Source organism: Flavobacterium sp. LHD-80, assembly GCF_030929605.1.
Taxonomy (GTDB): domain Bacteria; phylum Bacteroidota; class Bacteroidia; order Flavobacteriales; family Flavobacteriaceae; genus Flavobacterium.
Genome location: NZ_JAVFVS010000004.1, coordinates 635,200 through 652,571, shown reverse-complemented (window position 1 = coordinate 652,571; position 17,372 = coordinate 635,200). Strand labels below are relative to the sequence as shown.

13 protein-coding genes and 1 riboswitch are annotated in these 17,372 nt (G+C 36.0%); all 13 genes read right to left on the bottom strand.

Annotation, left to right across the window (positions count from 1 at the left end; translation table 11 throughout):
• Positions 1-212: 212 nt before the first annotated feature.
• The 13 genes from RB619_RS07380 to cysD all read right to left on the bottom strand — a co-directional run bounded on the left by RB619_RS07380 (position 213) and on the right by cysD (position 17,337).
• Positions 213-1,622, bottom strand: a complete 1,410-nt coding sequence (locus RB619_RS07380) for a pyridoxal-dependent decarboxylase (protein WP_308095893.1) — start codon at positions 1,620-1,622, stop codon at positions 213-215.
• Between the two features lie 116 nt (positions 1,623-1,738).
• Positions 1,739-2,962 (bottom strand): dicarboxylate/amino acid:cation symporter, encoded by a 1,224-nt coding sequence (locus RB619_RS07375; RefSeq protein ID WP_308095892.1) that lies wholly within the window; start codon positions 2,960-2,962, stop codon positions 1,739-1,741.
• A 161-nt stretch (positions 2,963-3,123) separates the two neighbouring features.
• The gene (locus RB619_RS07370) at positions 3,124-3,777 is read right to left on the bottom strand and encodes a class I SAM-dependent methyltransferase (protein ID WP_308095889.1); all 654 of its coding nucleotides are present in this window, start codon (positions 3,775-3,777) and stop codon (positions 3,124-3,126) included.
• A gap of 201 nt (positions 3,778-3,978) precedes the next feature.
• Complete coding sequence (gene metF, locus RB619_RS07365; protein WP_308095887.1) at positions 3,979-4,935, bottom strand: methylenetetrahydrofolate reductase [NAD(P)H]; 957 nt, start codon at positions 4,933-4,935, stop codon at positions 3,979-3,981.
• Between the two features lie 164 nt (positions 4,936-5,099).
• A complete protein-coding gene (gene metH, locus RB619_RS07360; RefSeq protein WP_308095884.1) occupies positions 5,100-7,775 on the bottom strand; it encodes a methionine synthase in 2,676 nt (891 codons plus the stop codon).
• A 238-nt stretch (positions 7,776-8,013) separates the two neighbouring features.
• Positions 8,014-8,457 carry a hypothetical protein gene (locus tag RB619_RS07355; RefSeq protein WP_308095883.1) on the bottom strand — a complete coding sequence of 148 codons (444 nt, stop codon included), beginning with the start codon at positions 8,455-8,457 and terminating at the stop codon, positions 8,014-8,016.
• 3 nt (positions 8,458-8,460) lie between these two features.
• Positions 8,461-9,465: a homocysteine S-methyltransferase family protein gene (locus RB619_RS07350; RefSeq protein WP_308095882.1), complete on the bottom strand. Its 1,005-nt coding sequence runs from the start codon at positions 9,463-9,465 to the stop codon at positions 8,461-8,463.
• Between the two features lie 337 nt (positions 9,466-9,802).
• Positions 9,803-9,919: riboswitch (SAM riboswitch) on the bottom strand.
• 351 nt (positions 9,920-10,270) lie between these two features.
• A complete protein-coding gene (locus tag RB619_RS07345; RefSeq protein WP_142450282.1) occupies positions 10,271-11,323 on the bottom strand; it encodes an NAD(P)/FAD-dependent oxidoreductase in 1,053 nt (350 codons plus the stop codon).
• A gap of 98 nt (positions 11,324-11,421) precedes the next feature.
• Positions 11,422-12,003, bottom strand: a complete 582-nt coding sequence (locus RB619_RS07340) for a bifunctional precorrin-2 dehydrogenase/sirohydrochlorin ferrochelatase (protein ID WP_115888196.1) — start codon at positions 12,001-12,003, stop codon at positions 11,422-11,424.
• Between the two features lie 100 nt (positions 12,004-12,103).
• Positions 12,104-12,877 (bottom strand): uroporphyrinogen-III C-methyltransferase, encoded by a 774-nt coding sequence (gene cobA, locus RB619_RS07335; RefSeq protein ID WP_308095881.1) that lies wholly within the window; start codon positions 12,875-12,877, stop codon positions 12,104-12,106.
• Entirely contained in the window at positions 12,870-14,960 is a 2,091-nt protein-coding gene (locus RB619_RS07330) for a HEPN domain-containing protein (RefSeq protein WP_308095880.1), read from the bottom strand. The genes cobA and RB619_RS07330 overlap by 8 nt, the downstream gene beginning before the upstream one ends.
• 81 nt (positions 14,961-15,041) lie before the next feature.
• The gene (locus RB619_RS07325; RefSeq protein WP_308095879.1) at positions 15,042-16,286 is read right to left on the bottom strand and encodes a GTP-binding protein; all 1,245 of its coding nucleotides are present in this window, start codon (positions 16,284-16,286) and stop codon (positions 15,042-15,044) included.
• 151 nt (positions 16,287-16,437) lie between these two features.
• A complete protein-coding gene (cysD, locus tag RB619_RS07320; RefSeq protein ID WP_035645595.1) occupies positions 16,438-17,337 on the bottom strand; it encodes a sulfate adenylyltransferase subunit CysD in 900 nt (299 codons plus the stop codon).
• Between the last annotated feature and the right edge of the window lie 35 nt (positions 17,338-17,372).

Below are 17,372 nucleotides of genomic sequence, written 5' to 3'. Positions count from 1 at the left end.
ACACTTTAGCAACTCGTTTTCAAACGATTAATAATTTATATACTTTTTTTATTTATTTTTATTTAGACTTGATATAAATAGTCTTATATTTGCAAAGAGAAATGGTACAATTTCATACTTTAATCAACCTTTCGATTCTTGTTTTTTGTTTTTTTTTGTGTTAGTAAAGAGCCTGTATGTAGTTAACAGGCTCTTTTATATTTTTAGATCCTCTATATTTCCAGATCTAAAATTGAAGTTTTCATTTCCTCAATAATAATCTTAATATCCTCTTCGGTTGTGCGCCAATTCACAAAAGAAGCTCTGATTCCTTTTCTATTTTGATAAAAAGTTGGTGTCATAAAAACTTTTCCTCTATCATTCAAAATCGTCAAAAACTCATTTACTTTCTCCTGATTGTAATTTCCTTTTAAAGTAAAACAAACATTATTAAGACGAATTGGAGCTAATAATTCAAAACTTTCCGTTTCAATCAAAGCGTTGGCAAAATGAAGTGCCAATGCCGTACTGTTTTCAACAATATCTTTAAAACCGTCTTTTCCATAAGCGCGCAAAGCAAACCACGCCGGAAGTGCACGTAAACGTCGTGAATTTTCAGGAAGCACATTTAAATAATTAAAATTCTCCAGAGGATTTCCTAAATAAGGCGCATTAGAATTCTGGAAAGTTTCAATCTGTAAACTCAAATGCTCTTTTTTTAGCAAGTAAAAAGCACTTTCATAAGGTACATTCAGCCATTTATGACAATCTATTGTAATGCTGTCTGCACCCTCCCAGCCCTCAACTAAATGTTTGAATTTATCTGAAACAGCAGCAAATCCGCCGAAAGCAGCGTCAATATGCCACCAGAAATTGTGTTTTTTGCGTAATGCTGCAATGGCTTCAAAATCGTCAAAATCTGCAGTGTTAACCGTTCCTGCACTTGAAATCAAGATAAAAGGTCTTCCGTTTAATTTTTTAATATTTTCTTCTAAATCAGATAAATCAATCGCTTCACGGTTACCTTCTATTGTTTTTATAGCCGTATAATTTTGACTTCCAATTCCTAGCATTGACAAACATTTAATAGAAGAAGAATGCGGTGTCGCGGTTAAAATCGGAATTGATTCTGAGATTCCTTCTTTTGCAAAATCTTTTCCTAATTGCTTCCCAAACCATTGTCTAGCAACACCTAAACAGGTAAAATTAGACATTGTAGCGCCAGTTACAAATCCACCTGAGAATGTATCGGGCAATTCTAGCAACTGCAGTAAAAAATTAATTGTTTCAAATTCAATTAATGCCGATGCACCGCCCTGTGCTTTTATGGCCTGTGTATTTTGATCGTAAACTGAAGCCAGCCAATCTCCGACAATTGACGCTGGAGTTGAACCTCCGGTAACAAATCCTAAATAACGCGGTCCCGGTGAAGAAACCATAAGTGGCGCCAATCTTTCGTTAAATTCTTTTAATGTTTCAATCGAACCTAAACCAAATTCATTTAATGTGCCTGAAGGATCAATTGTGTTTTTATTTGAAGTAGGAATCGTTTCGAGATTATTTAAAAAATCAATTCCTTGTTGTTTTGTTTTTTCTAAGATATTTTCTAAATCGTTTAGATCGTGTTGCAGTATTGTGTTCATATTATATAGTATTTGATCTATCACAAATTGTCAAGCTGAACGAAGTCAAAGTCTTAACACAAAGTGAATGAAAGTAAGTTTTAGAATTATTTTTAAGAATGAGAAACTTTATAAAGCTACCATTTCGTTTTTTCTGAAAATCGCGAAACCATCATTGAACAAATTACATCTCCATTTGCATTTAACAAAGTTGCAATTGGGTCTACTAAAGTTCCTAAAATCATGGCGACTGGCAGTGCTTGTTCCATTGGGAAACCATAAACGGTTATGGCTAGGATTTCACCAATATAACCTCCATTTGGAATTCCACCTTCAACGATCGAAACAATTACAGTGATTCCTAAAGCCAAAAGAATCGTCATTGGGTCTGTAAAATCTTTTCCAAACATGGCGAATAAAAAAATTATTTTTAAGATAGATGACATACTCGAACCGTCTTTATGCAAAGGCGCACCAAGCGGAATGACCAAATTACGAACATGTGCCGGAATTCCCATTTTTTCTGCTGCTTCTAAATTGGCCGGAATCGTAGCAATACTGCTGCAAGTTCCTACTGCAGTTAATGACGGCGCTATATTATTGCTCCAAAAAACTTTAAAAGCCCTTTTTCCTCCGGCAACAAGTGCATACAAACTAAAAAACACAAAGAAATAAAAGATACAAGCAGCGTAATAAACTGCCATAGGTTTTGCATAAACTCCTAACAATTGTGGTCCGAAAACACCAACCTGATAAGCGAAGTAAGCTCCCAAACCAATTGGAGCAAATTTCATTATAATATTCAATAACTGCTTCATTACCTCGTTTCCAGAATCTAGAAAACTCTTGAAAGCATTTCCTTTTTCCCCAGATTGTAATGTTGCAAAGCCAATTAAAAATGAAAATATAATCAAAGCCAGCATGCTTTTTCGCGAAAGCAATTCAAAGAAATCATTTGCAGTAAGCAATTTTGCAATTTGATCACCAACTGAACCTGATTCAATTTTTTCAAACGGAACTTTTGCAATAGCGATATCTTCATGAATTGGAAAAAGATAAACAGCACAAATCATCACAATTGCTGAAATAAGAATTGTTGCCAAAAACACCAATACCATAATGATAAACAGTTTTCCTAATTTCTCCGTTCGTTCCAAATTAGCAATCGAAGAACCAATCGTGAAAAAAATAAGCGGAATAATAGCTGTAAAAAGCAAATTCAGGAATATATCACCAAGTGGTTTTATCACCAAAACTTTTTCCCCAAACACCAATCCAAAAATACTCCCGATTATAATACCGCCCAAAAGCAAAAGTATACTGCTATAATTCTGTAAAAAATTTATTTTTTTAACTTCCATAGTTGCTAAGATTATAATTCAAAGATTAATAATAAGGAATGAAAGTACTAAAAAAAACGGCGAGAATTAATTATTTTTTGCCACGGATTGAAGGGATTTACACAGATTAAAAAATCCTTTTAAATCTTTTATCCCGATAGCTATCGGGAGTGGCAAAAAAACTATTTTTCCAGAACAATCGTAGTAAAAGTCCTGTCGGCAAGTTCGCCCGTTTTGCTTTTTACTTGTTCTGCCTGACTTTCGATATAAACAATTTTAAAAGGTGTTTTACCAATTAATTTTTGTGCTTTTTCTGTACTGTAAAGCTCAAATTCAAATTGTGTAAATGGAAGTTGCTTCATGAAATCTTCTTGAGCAAAGGTTACACAGAAATTCCCATTTTGCTTTAGAACTCTATAGATTTCGGCAAGCAGTTTTTCTGGTTCCTGCCAAAAGTAAATTGTATTTACAGTAAATATTTTATCGAAAGATTCATCTTCAAACGGAACTGCGTTTCCGTCATAAAGTGAAAAGAAAGCTTGTTTTTGAGAGACAAAATTTCGGTTAATCTGGCGTGCTTCCTGAAACATCAGTTCCGACATTTCCAGTCCGTAGTATTTTAGATTGTCTGCTTGTTCGAAAAGAAATTCAACATGCCCCCCATTTCCGTGACCCAATTCCAGAATTTTATTTTCTTTAGAAATATTGAGATTCTGAATCGAATGCTTGGTCATATTGATGTTTGTTTCATTCATCATATTTCCCATTTCGATTCCCTTTTCTCCCGTTGGATGTTTTAATTGAGAGGCTATGGCTTGTAGTTCTTCTTGTTTCATGACACGAAATTTAAACTTCTAAATTAAACAAAATCCTTCAGCAATTTATTGTTACTTAGCTCGGATCCCAACTAACGCTTGTTTTGTCATTTCGACGAAGGAGAAATCTCCACGAGAAGCTCGACAAAGATTGGATTCTCGTTACGGAGTTACTTGCGAAGATTTCTCCTTCGTCGAAATGACAAGTTTGAGTAGAAAGCCTTAAAAAACCTGACTCGCGATCTGGCGAATATTCTCTGATTTCCCCATTGAATAATAATGCAAAAACGGAACTCCAGCTGCTTTTAATTCCAATGACTGCTGAATCGCCCATTCTATTCCGACTTGTTTGATTTCAGCGTTGTTTTTACATTTGTCAACCGCATCGATTAAATCTTCTGGAAGATCAATTCTAAAAATCTGTGGTAAAACTTGCAAGTGTCTTTGAACAGCAATTGGCTTAATTCCAGGAATAATCGGAATTGTGATGCCCATTTCTCTTGCTTTTTCTACAAAGGCAAAATATTTAGAGTTGTCAAAAAACATTTGTGTTACCACATAATCTGCTCCTGCGTCAACTTTTTCTTTTAATCTTTTCAAATCTGATTGTAATGATGGTGATTCTAAATGTTTTTCAGGATAACCTGCAACACCAATGCAAAAATCAGCTTTGTTGTCGATATCCATCACTTCATGCAGATATTTTCCGCAGTTTAGATCATTGATTTGTTTTACCAAATCAATCGCATAATGATTTCCACCAACTTTGGGCACAAAAGATTGTTCGTCCTTCATTGCATCACCGCGAAGCGCCATTACATTGTTGATTCCTAAATACTGACAATCAACCAGCATATATTCGGTTTCTTCTTGTGTAAATCCACCGCAAAGCAAATGCGGAACAGTATCAACATTATATTTATGTTTTATAGAAGCGCAAATTCCAAGTGTTCCCGGGCGCATACGAGTCAGTTTTTTGTCCAAAAGCCCGTTACCACGATCGATGTAAATATACTCTTCGCGAGAAGTGGTTACGTCAATAAACGGCGGTTTAAACTCCATCAACGGATCGATATTATCATACAATTCCTGAATGCTTTTCCCCTTTTGAGGCGGAATAATTTCAAATGAGAATAGTGTTTTTCCTTTGGCGTTTTCTATATGCTCTGTTACTTTCATTTCTTAAGTTATGGGTTATGAGTTAAGTGTTTTGAATGGGTTTGTGTAAAAAATCTGAATCAAAAACTTAAATCAAATATTTGTTGCTTCAAGTTTAAAGTTTCAGGTTTCAAGTTGCTGTAGAGAACTTGAAACTTTAAACCTGAAACCTGAAACTTTTTTTGTTAATCTGCTATATTAGGATTTAACCATTTCATAGCGTAATCTGTTGGGACATTACGTCGTTTGGCGTAATCTACAACCTGATCTTCTTTTATTTTTCCGAGTCCGAAATAGCGGCTTTTTGGGTTCCCGAAATAATATCCAGAAACCGATGAAGCTGGCCACATTGCCATACTTTCTGTCAACGTTACTCCAATTTCTTCGGCTACATTTAAAAGCTTCCAAATCGTTGGTTTTTCCAAGTGATCTGGACAAGCTGGATAACCTGGTGCCGGACGAATTCCTTTATAATTTTCTTTAATCAATTCTTCGTTGGTTAACGATTCCTCTGAATCATAACCCCAGAAATCTTTACGCACTCTCTCGTGAAGATATTCGGCGAAAGCCTCAGCAAAACGATCCGCAAGCGCTTTAACCATAATCGAATTATAATCGTCTAGATTTTTCTCATATTCTGCTGCCCATTCATCAACACCAAAACCGGTTGTTACGCAGAAAGCTCCCATATAATCTTCGATTCCGCTGTCTTTTGGCAGAATAAAATCGGCTAAAGCGATGTTCGGCGCGCCTTTTGTTTTTTGTGATTGCTGACGAAGCGTTAAGAATTTCTCTAAAACTTTTCCGTTTTCATCACGCAATTCGATATCGTCATCATCAACCTGATTCGCAGGGAAAATTCCGTAAATACCTTTTGCTTTTAGTTTTTTCTCTTCCAGAATTACTTTCAGCATTGCCTGCGCATCGTTAAAAACAGAAGTCGCTTGTTCTCCCACAACCTCATCCGTTAAAATCGCAGGATATTTTCCGTACAATTCCCAAGTCTGGAAAAATGGTGTCCAATCAATATATGGAACCAAAACATCCAATTCAACTTCGACAACTTGTTTGCCAATTACTTTAGGTTTAGTTGGTGTGTATTCCGACCAATCCAATGGTAATTTATTTTTACGGGCATCTTCAATCGTCAGGAAGTTTTTATCTCTTGAACGATTTAAAAATGTTTCTCTAAAAGAATCGTATTCTGCACGAATATCTGCCGCATATATTTTTCGATTATGATCTAACAGATTTCCTGCAACCGTAACAGCTCTTGAAGCATCGTTTACGTGAATTACAGTTTCTCTATATTGAGGCGCAATTTTCACGGCGGTATGCGCACGTGAAGTTGTTGCCCCTCCAATCATAATCGGAATTTTAATTCCTTGTTTGTCTAATTCTTTGGCCAAATACACCATTTCGTCAAGCGAAGGCGTGATCAGTCCGCTTAACCCGATGATATCTACATTATGTTCAATCGCAGCCGAAATAATTTTTTCCGGAGGCACCATAACGCCAAGATCTACAATCTCGTAATTGTTACAAGCCAAAACTACAGAAACGATGTTTTTTCCAATATCATGAACATCACCTTTTACAGTTGCCATCAAGATTTTTCCGTTTCCTTGTTTGTCTCCCGCTTGTTTACTCGCTTCGATAAATGGCAATAAGTAAGCCACTGCCTTTTTCATTACACGAGCCGATTTTACTACCTGAGGCAGGAACATTTTTCCGCTTCCAAATAAATCTCCAACCACATTCATTCCCGTCATCAAATTGATCTCGATAACTTCAATTGGTTTTGTCGCTGCCAAACGCGCTTCTTCAACATCTTCTTCAATAAAAGCATCAATTCCTTTTACCAATGAATGCGTAATACGCTCCTGAACGGTTCCAAAACGCCATTCTTGAACTGCTTTTTCGTCGCTTTTTACTTCTCCCTTTACATTTTCAGCAAAGTCCAGAAGTCTTTCAGTCGCATCGTCGCGTCTATCTAAAATTACGTCTTCAACGTGTTCTAATAAATCTTTCGGAATATCATCGTAAATTGTAAGCATTTCTGGATTAACGATTCCCATCGTCATTCCGTTTTTAATCGCATGGTATAAAAACACCGAGTGCATCGCTTCACGAACCGTATCATTTCCTCTAAAAGAAAACGAAACGTTACTCACTCCACCGCTAATATGCGCATGCGGAAGATTTTCACGAACCCATTTTGTCCCTCTAAAGAAATCCAAAGCGTTTAATCTATGTTCTTCCATTCCCGTTGCAACCGGGAAAATATTCAAATCGAAAATGATATCCTGCGGAGGGAATCCTACTTTATTCACCAAAATATCATACGAACGCTGACAAATCTCCACTCGACGATCATAATTATCGGCCTGACCTACTTCGTCAAAAGCCATGATAATTGCCGCCGCTCCGTAACGCTTGATTAATCGCGCGTGATGAATAAAAGCTTCTTCTCCTTCTTTTAACGAAATCGAGTTTACAACGCTTTTTCCTTGTACTACTTTAAGACCGGCTTCAATGATTTCCCATTTCGAACTATCGATCATAATCGGCACTCTCGAAATGTCTGGTTCTGCAGCAATTAAATTCAAAAATTTAGTCATCGCAGTAACACCGTCAAGCATTCCTTCATCCATATTAATATCGATGATTTGTGCTCCACCTTCTACCTGTTGTCTTGCAATATCAAGCGCCTCGTCATATTTCTCTTCCTTGATTAGTCTCAAGAATTTTCTTGAACCGGTTACATTCGTACGCTCACCAACATTCACGAAAACACTTTCCGGCGTAATAATCAACGGTTCTAATCCTGATAATACAAGGTCTCTTCTTTTTTCTGTCATTTCTTTCTAAGTTACTAAGATCCTGAGATTCTAAGGTTCTAAGTTTTTTATTCTATTTTCTTTCCTGCGAGGTTTTTAAAACCTTGTAGGTATATTCGTTTTCAATATTTTAATTTGGGCGTGTCCTTCGGGCGGGCTATCCGTTACAAGTCCTCGCACTTCCTTCGTCAGGCTGTGGGCTTTTCACTTCTATCCCTCACGCAAACTCGGTTTCATAATAACTTTTTTTTTACCAAAATCATTTCCACTTTGATTTCTCTATGTACTTACAAGTTACACCCCCATCATATATATAGTATTTCGTTCTAGTAAAACCTGCTTTTACTAACGCAAGTGAATCAGGCTTTAATTCCTCTTCTAAAATTATATAATGTTCTTCAGGTTTATTTAAATCATATTTTATTTTATAAAATTTATCTTTTAAATCAGAGCCATTTTTCACAGAAACCTGTGATAGAATCTTTCCATTCGAATAAAAATAATATCTTAAATAATCTTGTCTTCCCTTGTGTTCAATTCTAGTTGCAAAACCAATCGTTTCGCCTTTAAATGTTTTCTTATACTTGTCGAATTCATTACTATTATAATTCCCTTTAATAATAAATAAAATTGTCCCTAAAAGAGAGATAATAAGTATTACCCAAGTAGATTTTTTATTAAATTCTTCGCTTTCTTCAAACATTTTCTAAACTAATACCGGCGCCACTCTTGGCTTATAATCCTTCGCAACCTCAGCCATTAATCGAATATGATCTGGAGTTGTTCCGCAACAACCGCCAATTATATTAATCAAATTATCCTCTAAATATTCTTTGATGAAAGCCTGAGTTTGTTCTGGCGTTTCATCGTATTGTCCGAAAGCATTTGGCAAACCTGCGTTTGGATGTGCCGAAACATTAAAACTTGTGTTATGCGCTAATGTTTTTAAATACGGTTTCAGCAAATCAGCTCCAAGAGCGCAATTGAAACCTACGCTTAATAACGGAATATGTGAAACTGAAATCAAAAACGCCTCAACTGTTTGCCCAGAAAGTGTTCTTCCTGAAGCATCGGTAATTGTTCCTGAAACCATGATTGGAATATCGAGATTGCGTTCTTCTTTTACTTCTTCAATTGCAAAAAGCGCGGCTTTTGCGTTTAATGTATCGAAAATGGTTTCTACTAAAAGTAAATCACAGCCACCGTCCATTAACGCCTCAGCTTGTTGTTTGTAGGCAATTCTTAAATCGTCAAACGTTACAGCTCTGTAACCCGGATCGTTTACGTCTGGTGACATACTTGCTGTACGGTTTGTCGGTCCGATTGAGCCGGCTACGAAACGAGGTTTTTCTGGATTTTTTGCGGTAAACTCATCGGCTACTTGTCTTGCGATTTTTGCCGATTCGTAGTTTAACTCGTAAACCAAATCTTCCATGTGATAATCGGCCATACCGATTGTCGTTCCTGAGAAGGTATTGGTTTCTACAATGTCGGCACCGGCTTCATAATACGCGGCGTGTACATCGCGGATCGCTTGTGATTGTGTTAGAGATAATAAATCGTTGTTTCCTTTTAACGGATGTGGAAAATCTTTGAAACGCTCTCCTCTGAAATCTTCTTCGGAGAAATTATAGCGTTGCAACATCGTTCCCATTGCTCCATCAAGGATTAGGATATTTTTTTTTATTGCTTCTTGTATCGTAATTGCCATATTTTTTTGTTTTAGCTACTAAGACGCTAAGGTTCTAAGATGCTAAGTTTTTTTATTATGATTGTGAAGGTTCTTTTAAACCCGATAGGTTTTTAAAACCTGTCGGGTTTAGCCTTCGATATTTTTTCACATTAATTCCAAAAGTTCACTATTGCTGGCTCATTAGCCCCGATGGAAGCAAATATCCTTTTATTCTGGGGTTCAGAATAAAAGATATTTGTATACAGCGGGAACTATTGACTGCAAAAATGCGCCAATGATTCGCTCCTGATACAGAATCTGTTTCAGTAAATTATATGTTATCGAGAAAAGTTTTGAGAAATACGAGTATGTATTTGTGTTATCTATCTTTAATACTGGAAAATGTCGTATAAAGTAGAATTTAGCACCTTCTTTATGATAAAGGGTTGCTAAGGTTTCATCGGGTCTATCCCTCCGCCTTTCGTGATAACTGACAATAATTTTAAGAACAGCGCAAAGGTATGAAATAGGCTTTCGATTTGCAAATGTTTTTTTTTTTAAAGATGCTAAGACTCTGAGATACTAAGATTCTAAGTTTTTTTTCTTTTTACGCAATTTAGCTCCGGAGGAGCATAATATTTATAGAAAAACGACGAGCGCAACACAAAAGCTCCAGCGGAGCGACATATATTTCGCTCCGCTGGAGCTCTTTTGCAAACGAATAATTTCTTTTCTATAAATATTTCATCCCTCTGGGATTAATTAAAAAAGCTCAAACTAAAAGTTTGAGCTTTATATATAAAAATCTTAGCACCTTAGTCCCTTAGAACCTCAGCACCTCAAATTAAACTATCGCTTTAACAACCGCTTTTGGTGCTTCTTTACGAGTTCCGTCGAAACCGTCTACTCCTGAAACTGTTGTATATTTCAATACGTATTTTTTTCCTGGATTGATGATTCCGTATGCGGCCTGGCACATTAAAGTTGCTTCGTGGAAACCACAAAGGATCAACTTTAATTTTCCTGGATATGTGTTTACGTCTCCAATAGCAAAGATTCCCGGAATGTTTGTCTGGTAATCTAATGCATTGTTTACTTTGATGGCATTTTTCTCGATTTCTAATCCCCAGTCGCCGATTGGACCTAATTTTGGTGTTAATCCGAAAAGCGGGATGAAATAATCACATTCGATTTTACGGTGTGCTCCGTTTTCTTCGATGTCTAATGATTCAACGTGCTCAGCACCATTGATTCCGATAACTTCTGCCGGTGTGATTAATTTGATTTTTCCAGCTGTTTTTAATTCCTGTACTTTTTCTACAGAATCTAAAGCGCCTCTAAATTCGTTTCTTCTGTGAATTAAAGTTACTTCTGAAGCTACATTTGCTAAGAAAATACTCCAGTCTAAAGCTGAATCTCCTCCTCCTGCAATTACAACTCTTTTGTCTCTGAATTTCTCCGGATTTTTGATGAAGTATTTTACTCCTTTATCTTCATAAAACTCGATATCTTCGATAAGTGGTTTACGAGGCTCAAAACTTCCTAAACCTCCAGCAATTGCAATAACTGGCGCGTGGAATTTAGTTCCTTTATTTGATGTTACAATGAAAGATCCGTCTTCTTGCTTTTCAACTGTTTCAGCACGTTCTCCTAATGTAAATCCTGGCTCAAATTGTTTGATTTGCTCCATTAAACCGTCAACTAAATCACCGGCTAATACTTCTGGAAAACCTGGAATATCATAAATAGGCTTTTTAGGATATAATTCTGAAAGCTGTCCTCCTGGCTGAGGCAAAGCATCTAAAATGTGGCATTTTAATTTCAATAATCCTGCCTCGAAAACGGCAAATAAACCTGTTGGGCCTGCTCCAATTATAAGTATATCTGTTTTAATCATTATGGTTGTTGTTTATAATCATTCTTAATAACGCAAAGAAACGAATAAATCCTTGTACTTTCAATGATTTTTATCATTAATTTCTTTCCGAAACTTTTTTACTCTTTATTTTTTAATGAAGAGGTTATCTCGTTCATTCTTTTAACCTTTTCTTCAAAATTGCCTTTTAAGGTTTTTCTGTATTCATTCAGATTTTCAACCATTTGATTGATATCTTCTGGAATTACTTCTTCGAAAAACTCACGCAATCTTTTTGCTGTTGTTGGAGATTTTCCGTTTGTTGAAATGGCTATTTTTACATTTCCTTTTGTTACGATTCCGCCTAAGTAATAATCACATAAATCGGGCGTATCGGCTATATTGCAAATCAAATAGCGTTTTCTCGACAATTCGTAAACTCTTTTATTCACTTTTAAATCGTCTGTACAGGCAATTACCATGTGACGCTTTTTGAGCATTTTCTTTTTGAACTTCGCTTCCGTCAATTTAATTGAAGGATGATTTTCGGCTAAAACTTTAATTTCCAAATGAAAATCCGGCGCTACAACCTCAACATTTGCATTTGGACTCGACTTTAACAAAAAAGAAAGCTTCTCCAAACCTACATTTCCTCCTCCAACAATTAAAACATTCAGATTGTGAAGTTTTAAGAATATTGGATATAATTCGTTCTGTTCCATTTTAATTTAATTTCATCTAAACAAAATTAGATGATTTTTTGATGCATATTGAATTAAATATCCATGCGTTCCCGAGGTTGAAACCTCGGGCTATGTTTTATTATCTTGTGATTTCTTTTGATAGAAATTCTTCGTAAAATCCTTTTAATTTGTTGCTTTCGCGGACAACTTCGCCTAAAACAATAATCGACGGTGAACCTAATTCTTTTTGTTTTACAACTTCTAAAATCGAATCTACTGTTCCAACTCCAACTTTTTCATCTGCTGTTGTTCCGTTTTGGATGATTGCAACGGGTAAATTTCCTTTGTCTTCTTTTTGAAACAAATCGATGATTTGAGGCAATTTGTGCATTCCCATTAAAATCACAACTGTTGCAGAAGATTTGGCTGATAAGGCAATATCTGAAGATAATTTTCTATCTGATGTTGTTCCGGTAATGGCCCAAAAGCTTTCTGAAACGCCACGTTTTGTGATTGAAATTCCCTGACTTGCGGGAACTGCAACTACTGATGAAATTCCTGGAACTACGATGGTTTCTATTCCGAAACTTTCTGCAAAATCAATTTCTTCACCGCCTCTTCCGAAAATAAATGGATCTCCGCCTTTTAATCGAACTACGTTTCCATACGTCAAAGCATTATCTACAATCAACTGATTGATTTGATCCTGCGTGTAAGCATGATTTCCGATTCTTTTTCCAACAAAAATTCGGATCGCATTTTTAGGTGCGTAATCCAGAATTTCTTCGTTGGCCAAAGCGTCGTACAAAACCACATTAGCTTCAGCCAATGCCTTTACAGCTTTTAGCGTAAGTAAATCAGGATCGCCCGGACCTGCACCGACTAAAGTTATTTTGGGTTTTATATTAAGCATTTTCTAATTCCTGAGCTCTGAAAGTTTCGATTTTATCAAAGAAAACAACTGCCTGAGCAATGTAATCTTTAGCGAAAGCTTCTGATGGTTCATTTTTATTGATTTGGTAAACCAAGTCTTTAAAAGTTGAGTTTAATTCGATTTTATTATTTTCAACAAAAACAGTATCAAACAAGTCTACAATTCCTGCGTGGTGATTTGTTTTTTGGTTTTCTGACAACAATAAAGCTTTTGCTCCATTTACAAATCCAGCGTAAGCATGATAGATTGCATCTGACCATTTTTTCTCGTCGAAAGATTCTTGAGCCAAGATTAATTTCTCTTTTGCTTCGAACAATAATGTTGCTACTAAATCGATCACAACTCCGGCGCATTCTCCAACTCCAACTGCTTTTACATAGTTGTCTGCATTACCCCAATCCACAAAATCGGCTTCTGTTAAATTGGTTACATCAGCATACGGTTTTAAGATTTCGTAGAAATATTTTTCTCCTTTTGTATCATAATAATCCAGGAATTTTTGCCCGCTTCCGTTAGCATCAAAATCATTTAAAATGGTACGCAACGCATCAGGACCTCTACGACTAGGCACTTTGATTACTTTATCTGCAAAACGTCCTGCTCCGTTTCCTAATCTTCCTCCGCCTAACAAAACCTGTAAAGCCGGAGCCACCAGTTTTCCTGAGTTGATAGACATTCCTTGGAATCCAATTGCAGACATATTATGCTGTCCGCAAGCATTCATACAACCTGAAATTTTAATTTCGATTTCGCTGTTGTTTAAATACTGAGGATATTCTGCCGTTAAAACTCGTTCTAATTCTTCTGCAATACCGGTACTACTTGCAATCCCCAAATTACAAGTATCAGTACCCGGACATGCCGTAATATCTCCAACTGAATTATATCCTAGCTGAACAAAATCCAACTTCGCTAATTCTTGATAAAAGAATGGTAAATTCTCTTCTTTTATGTGACGTATTACAATATTTTGACGCAATGAAAAACGTAATTCATTTGCTCCGTAATTCTTAATTAAATTGGCTAACAATCGTGCTTTATCTGTATAAAAATCTCCTAATAAAACTTTGATTCCAATTGCATAATATCCGTCTTGTTTCTGCTTGATTACATTCGATTTTTTCCACGCTTCGTATGCTTTTGAATCTTCGATTGTAACTTGCGGAACTTCTAATAATGGTTCTGTAATTGGGCCGTCAAAAGCCGTTGTATCAATTTCGTATGTTTCAAAAGCGATTGCTTTTTTCTCTTGTTCAACCAAATCAAGGAAAACATCTCTTCCCATTTCTTTGATTAAGAATTTCATACGCGCTTTCATTCTTTTAGCACGTTCTCCGTATCTATCGAAAATACGGATGATTCCTTCTGCTGTTGGAATGATTTCGTTAACTGGAACAAACTCTGAAAGCAATTCGGCATGCGCTGGCTGAGATCCTAAACCTCCTCCAAACATGATTTTAAATCCGCGTTGTCCGTCTTTAATTTTCGGAATAAATCCTAAATCATGCAAATAACTCAAAGCCGTATCTTCGTCTGAAGAAGAGAACGAAATTTTGAATTTACGTCCCATTTCCTGACAAATCGGGTTTCTTAGTAAGTATTGAAAAAGTCCGTGTGCATAAGGCGAAACATCAAATGGCTCGTTTACATCAACTCCAGCCAATTCGCTTCCTGTAATATTTCTAACGGTATTTCCACAAGCTTCACGAAGTGTGATATCGTCTTTAGCCAAATCTGCCCAAAGTTCTGGTGTTCGGTCTAAACTCACGTAGTGGATCTGGATATCCTGACGTGTTGTAATGTGCAAACGCCCTGTAGAATATTCATCAGAAACTTGCGTGATACGTACTAATTGCTCGCTGGTCACTTTACCATAAGGCAATTTGATACGAATCATCTGAACGCCTTCCTGACGCTGACCGTAGATTCCACGCGCTAAACGTAGACTACGAAAACGTTCATCATCAATTTTTCCTCCACGGAATAAATGAATCTTTTTTTCTAATTCGATAATCTCCTTCTGAACTACCGGATTTTCTATTTCTGTTCTAAAACTTTCCATTTCTCTTTAGTTGTTGGTTGTCAGTTGTTGGTTGTTGGTTTGCTGGCAGATAACTATCAACCAAAAACCATCAACTATCAACTAGCGAATGAATCCTACTCCTGCTGTTGTGTTTGTTGCTGTATCAATTAAGATGATAGCTCCGTTTGATTTGTTTTCGTTGTATGAATCAAAATATAACGGTTTGCTTAATTTGATCGTTACTTCTCCAATTTCGTTAATTGCCAATTGTGAAGCTTCTGTCGTTCCTGAGTAATCTGTAGCAATTGTATTTTTAATGCTTTCTACTTTTGCTAAAACTCTGTTTGTATTATGCTGTACCAAATATTTAGTTCCTGGAACCAGTTTTTTACTGTCCATCCAACAAACTGTTGTGGTAATGTCTTTTTCAATTTTTGGAAGCTCGCATGATTTTACAATCATATCACCTCTCGTTACATTGATATCATTTTCTAATTCGATTGTAATTGAAGAACCTGCAACGGCTTCGTCAAATGTTTTATCGAAAAAGTGAATTTTAGATACTTTTGATTCTGTTAAAGAAGGAAGAACCGTTACAGCATCTCCAACTTTAATTGAGTTTCCGTATAATTTTCCTGCGTATCCTCTGAAATCGTGATATTCTTCTGTTTTTGGACGAATAACGGTCTGAACTGGAAAACGTGCTTTTCCTGCTTCAAAAACATCAGAAGCGTGTAATCCTTCTAAATGTTCCAAAACTGTTTGTCCATCATACCAAGGCATATTTTCTGATTGATCAACTACGTTTCCGCCGTTGATTGCACTTAACGGAATGTAACTTACATTCTGCTCCTTGAAAGTACTTTTTGCATTTAATGCCTGAAAATCAGCTTTGATTTTATTGAAAACTTCTTCAGAATAATCAACCAAATCCATTTTGTTAATCGCAACAATTACCTCTTTTACTCTCAATAAATTATTGATGAAAAAGTGACGGTATGTTTGCTCAATAACGCCTTTTCTGGCATCAATTAAAATGATAGAAACCTGAGAAGTCGAAGCACCTGTAACCATGTTTCTTGTATATTCTACGTGACCCGGAGTATCGGCAATAATGTAACTTTTCTTTGCAGTCGAAAAATAAATATGCGCAACATCAATCGTGATTCCTTGTTCTCTTTCTGCTACTAAACCATCCGTTGCCAAAGAAAAATCAAGATAATCGTAACCTTTTTGTTTACTGCTTTTTTCGATTGCTTCTATTTTATCAGTCGTCAATGATTTTGTATCGTACAATAATCTCCCGATCAAAGTACTTTTTCCGTCATCTACACTTCCTGCTGTTGCTATTTTTAAAACGTCCATTCTGTAATATTTTGTTTCAGGTTTAATTTTTGTTTCAAGTTGAAAAACTTTGTCTAAAATTTAAATCTGTATGTTTTTGCTTTCTTGATTTTTACTTTTAAAATTTCGTTCCGAATTGCATTTACAATTAACAATTCATAATTAACAATTATTAAAAGTATCCTTGTTGTTTTCTCTTTTCCATTGCCGCTTCAGAACGTTTATCATCAATTCTCGCTCCTCTTTCAGAAATTGTTGATTCTCTAATTTCGCCTACAACTTCTTCGATTGTTGCTGCGTAAGATTCAACTGCTGCGGTACAACTCATATCTCCAACGGTTCTGAAGCGAACAATTCTTTCTTCGATTTGTTCGTCTTCTTCTTGGTACACAAAAGGAGAATGCGACCAGATTAAACCGTCTCTCAAAAAAACTTTTCTTTTATGTGAAAAATAAATTGACGGAATTTCGATGTGTTCTTTTTCGATATAACTCCAAACATCTAATTCTGTCCAGTTTGAAATTGGGAAAACACGAACGTTTTGCCCATTTTCAATTTTTCCATTCAAAATATCAAACAATTCAGGTCTCTGATTTTTTTCGTCCCATTGTCCGAAATCATCACGAACTGAAAAAATACGTTCTTTAGCTCTTGCTTTTTCTTCATCACGACGCGCACCTCCAATACAAGCATCAAACTTAAATTCTTCAATTGCATCTAAAAGTGTTGTAGTCTGCAGGCTGTTTCTACTAGAATATTTTCCAGTTTCTTCAACTACTTTTCCTTCATCAATAGCATCCTGAACATTACGAACGATCAACTCTAAACCTAATTCTTCTACTAATTTATCTCTGAAAGCAATGGTTTCAGGGAAATTATGTCCCGTATCTACGTGCAATAGAGGAAACGGAATCTTAGCAGGGAAAAATGCTTTTTGCGCCAAACGCACTAATGTGATAGAATCTTTTCCTCCTGAGAAAAGTAAAACCGGTTTGTCAAACTGTGAAATTACTTCTCTGAAAATGTATATCGCTTCACTCTCTAAAGCGTTTGTTTTTAATACTGAACTCATTGTTTTTTTGTTTGATATTTTGATTGTTTCAAGTT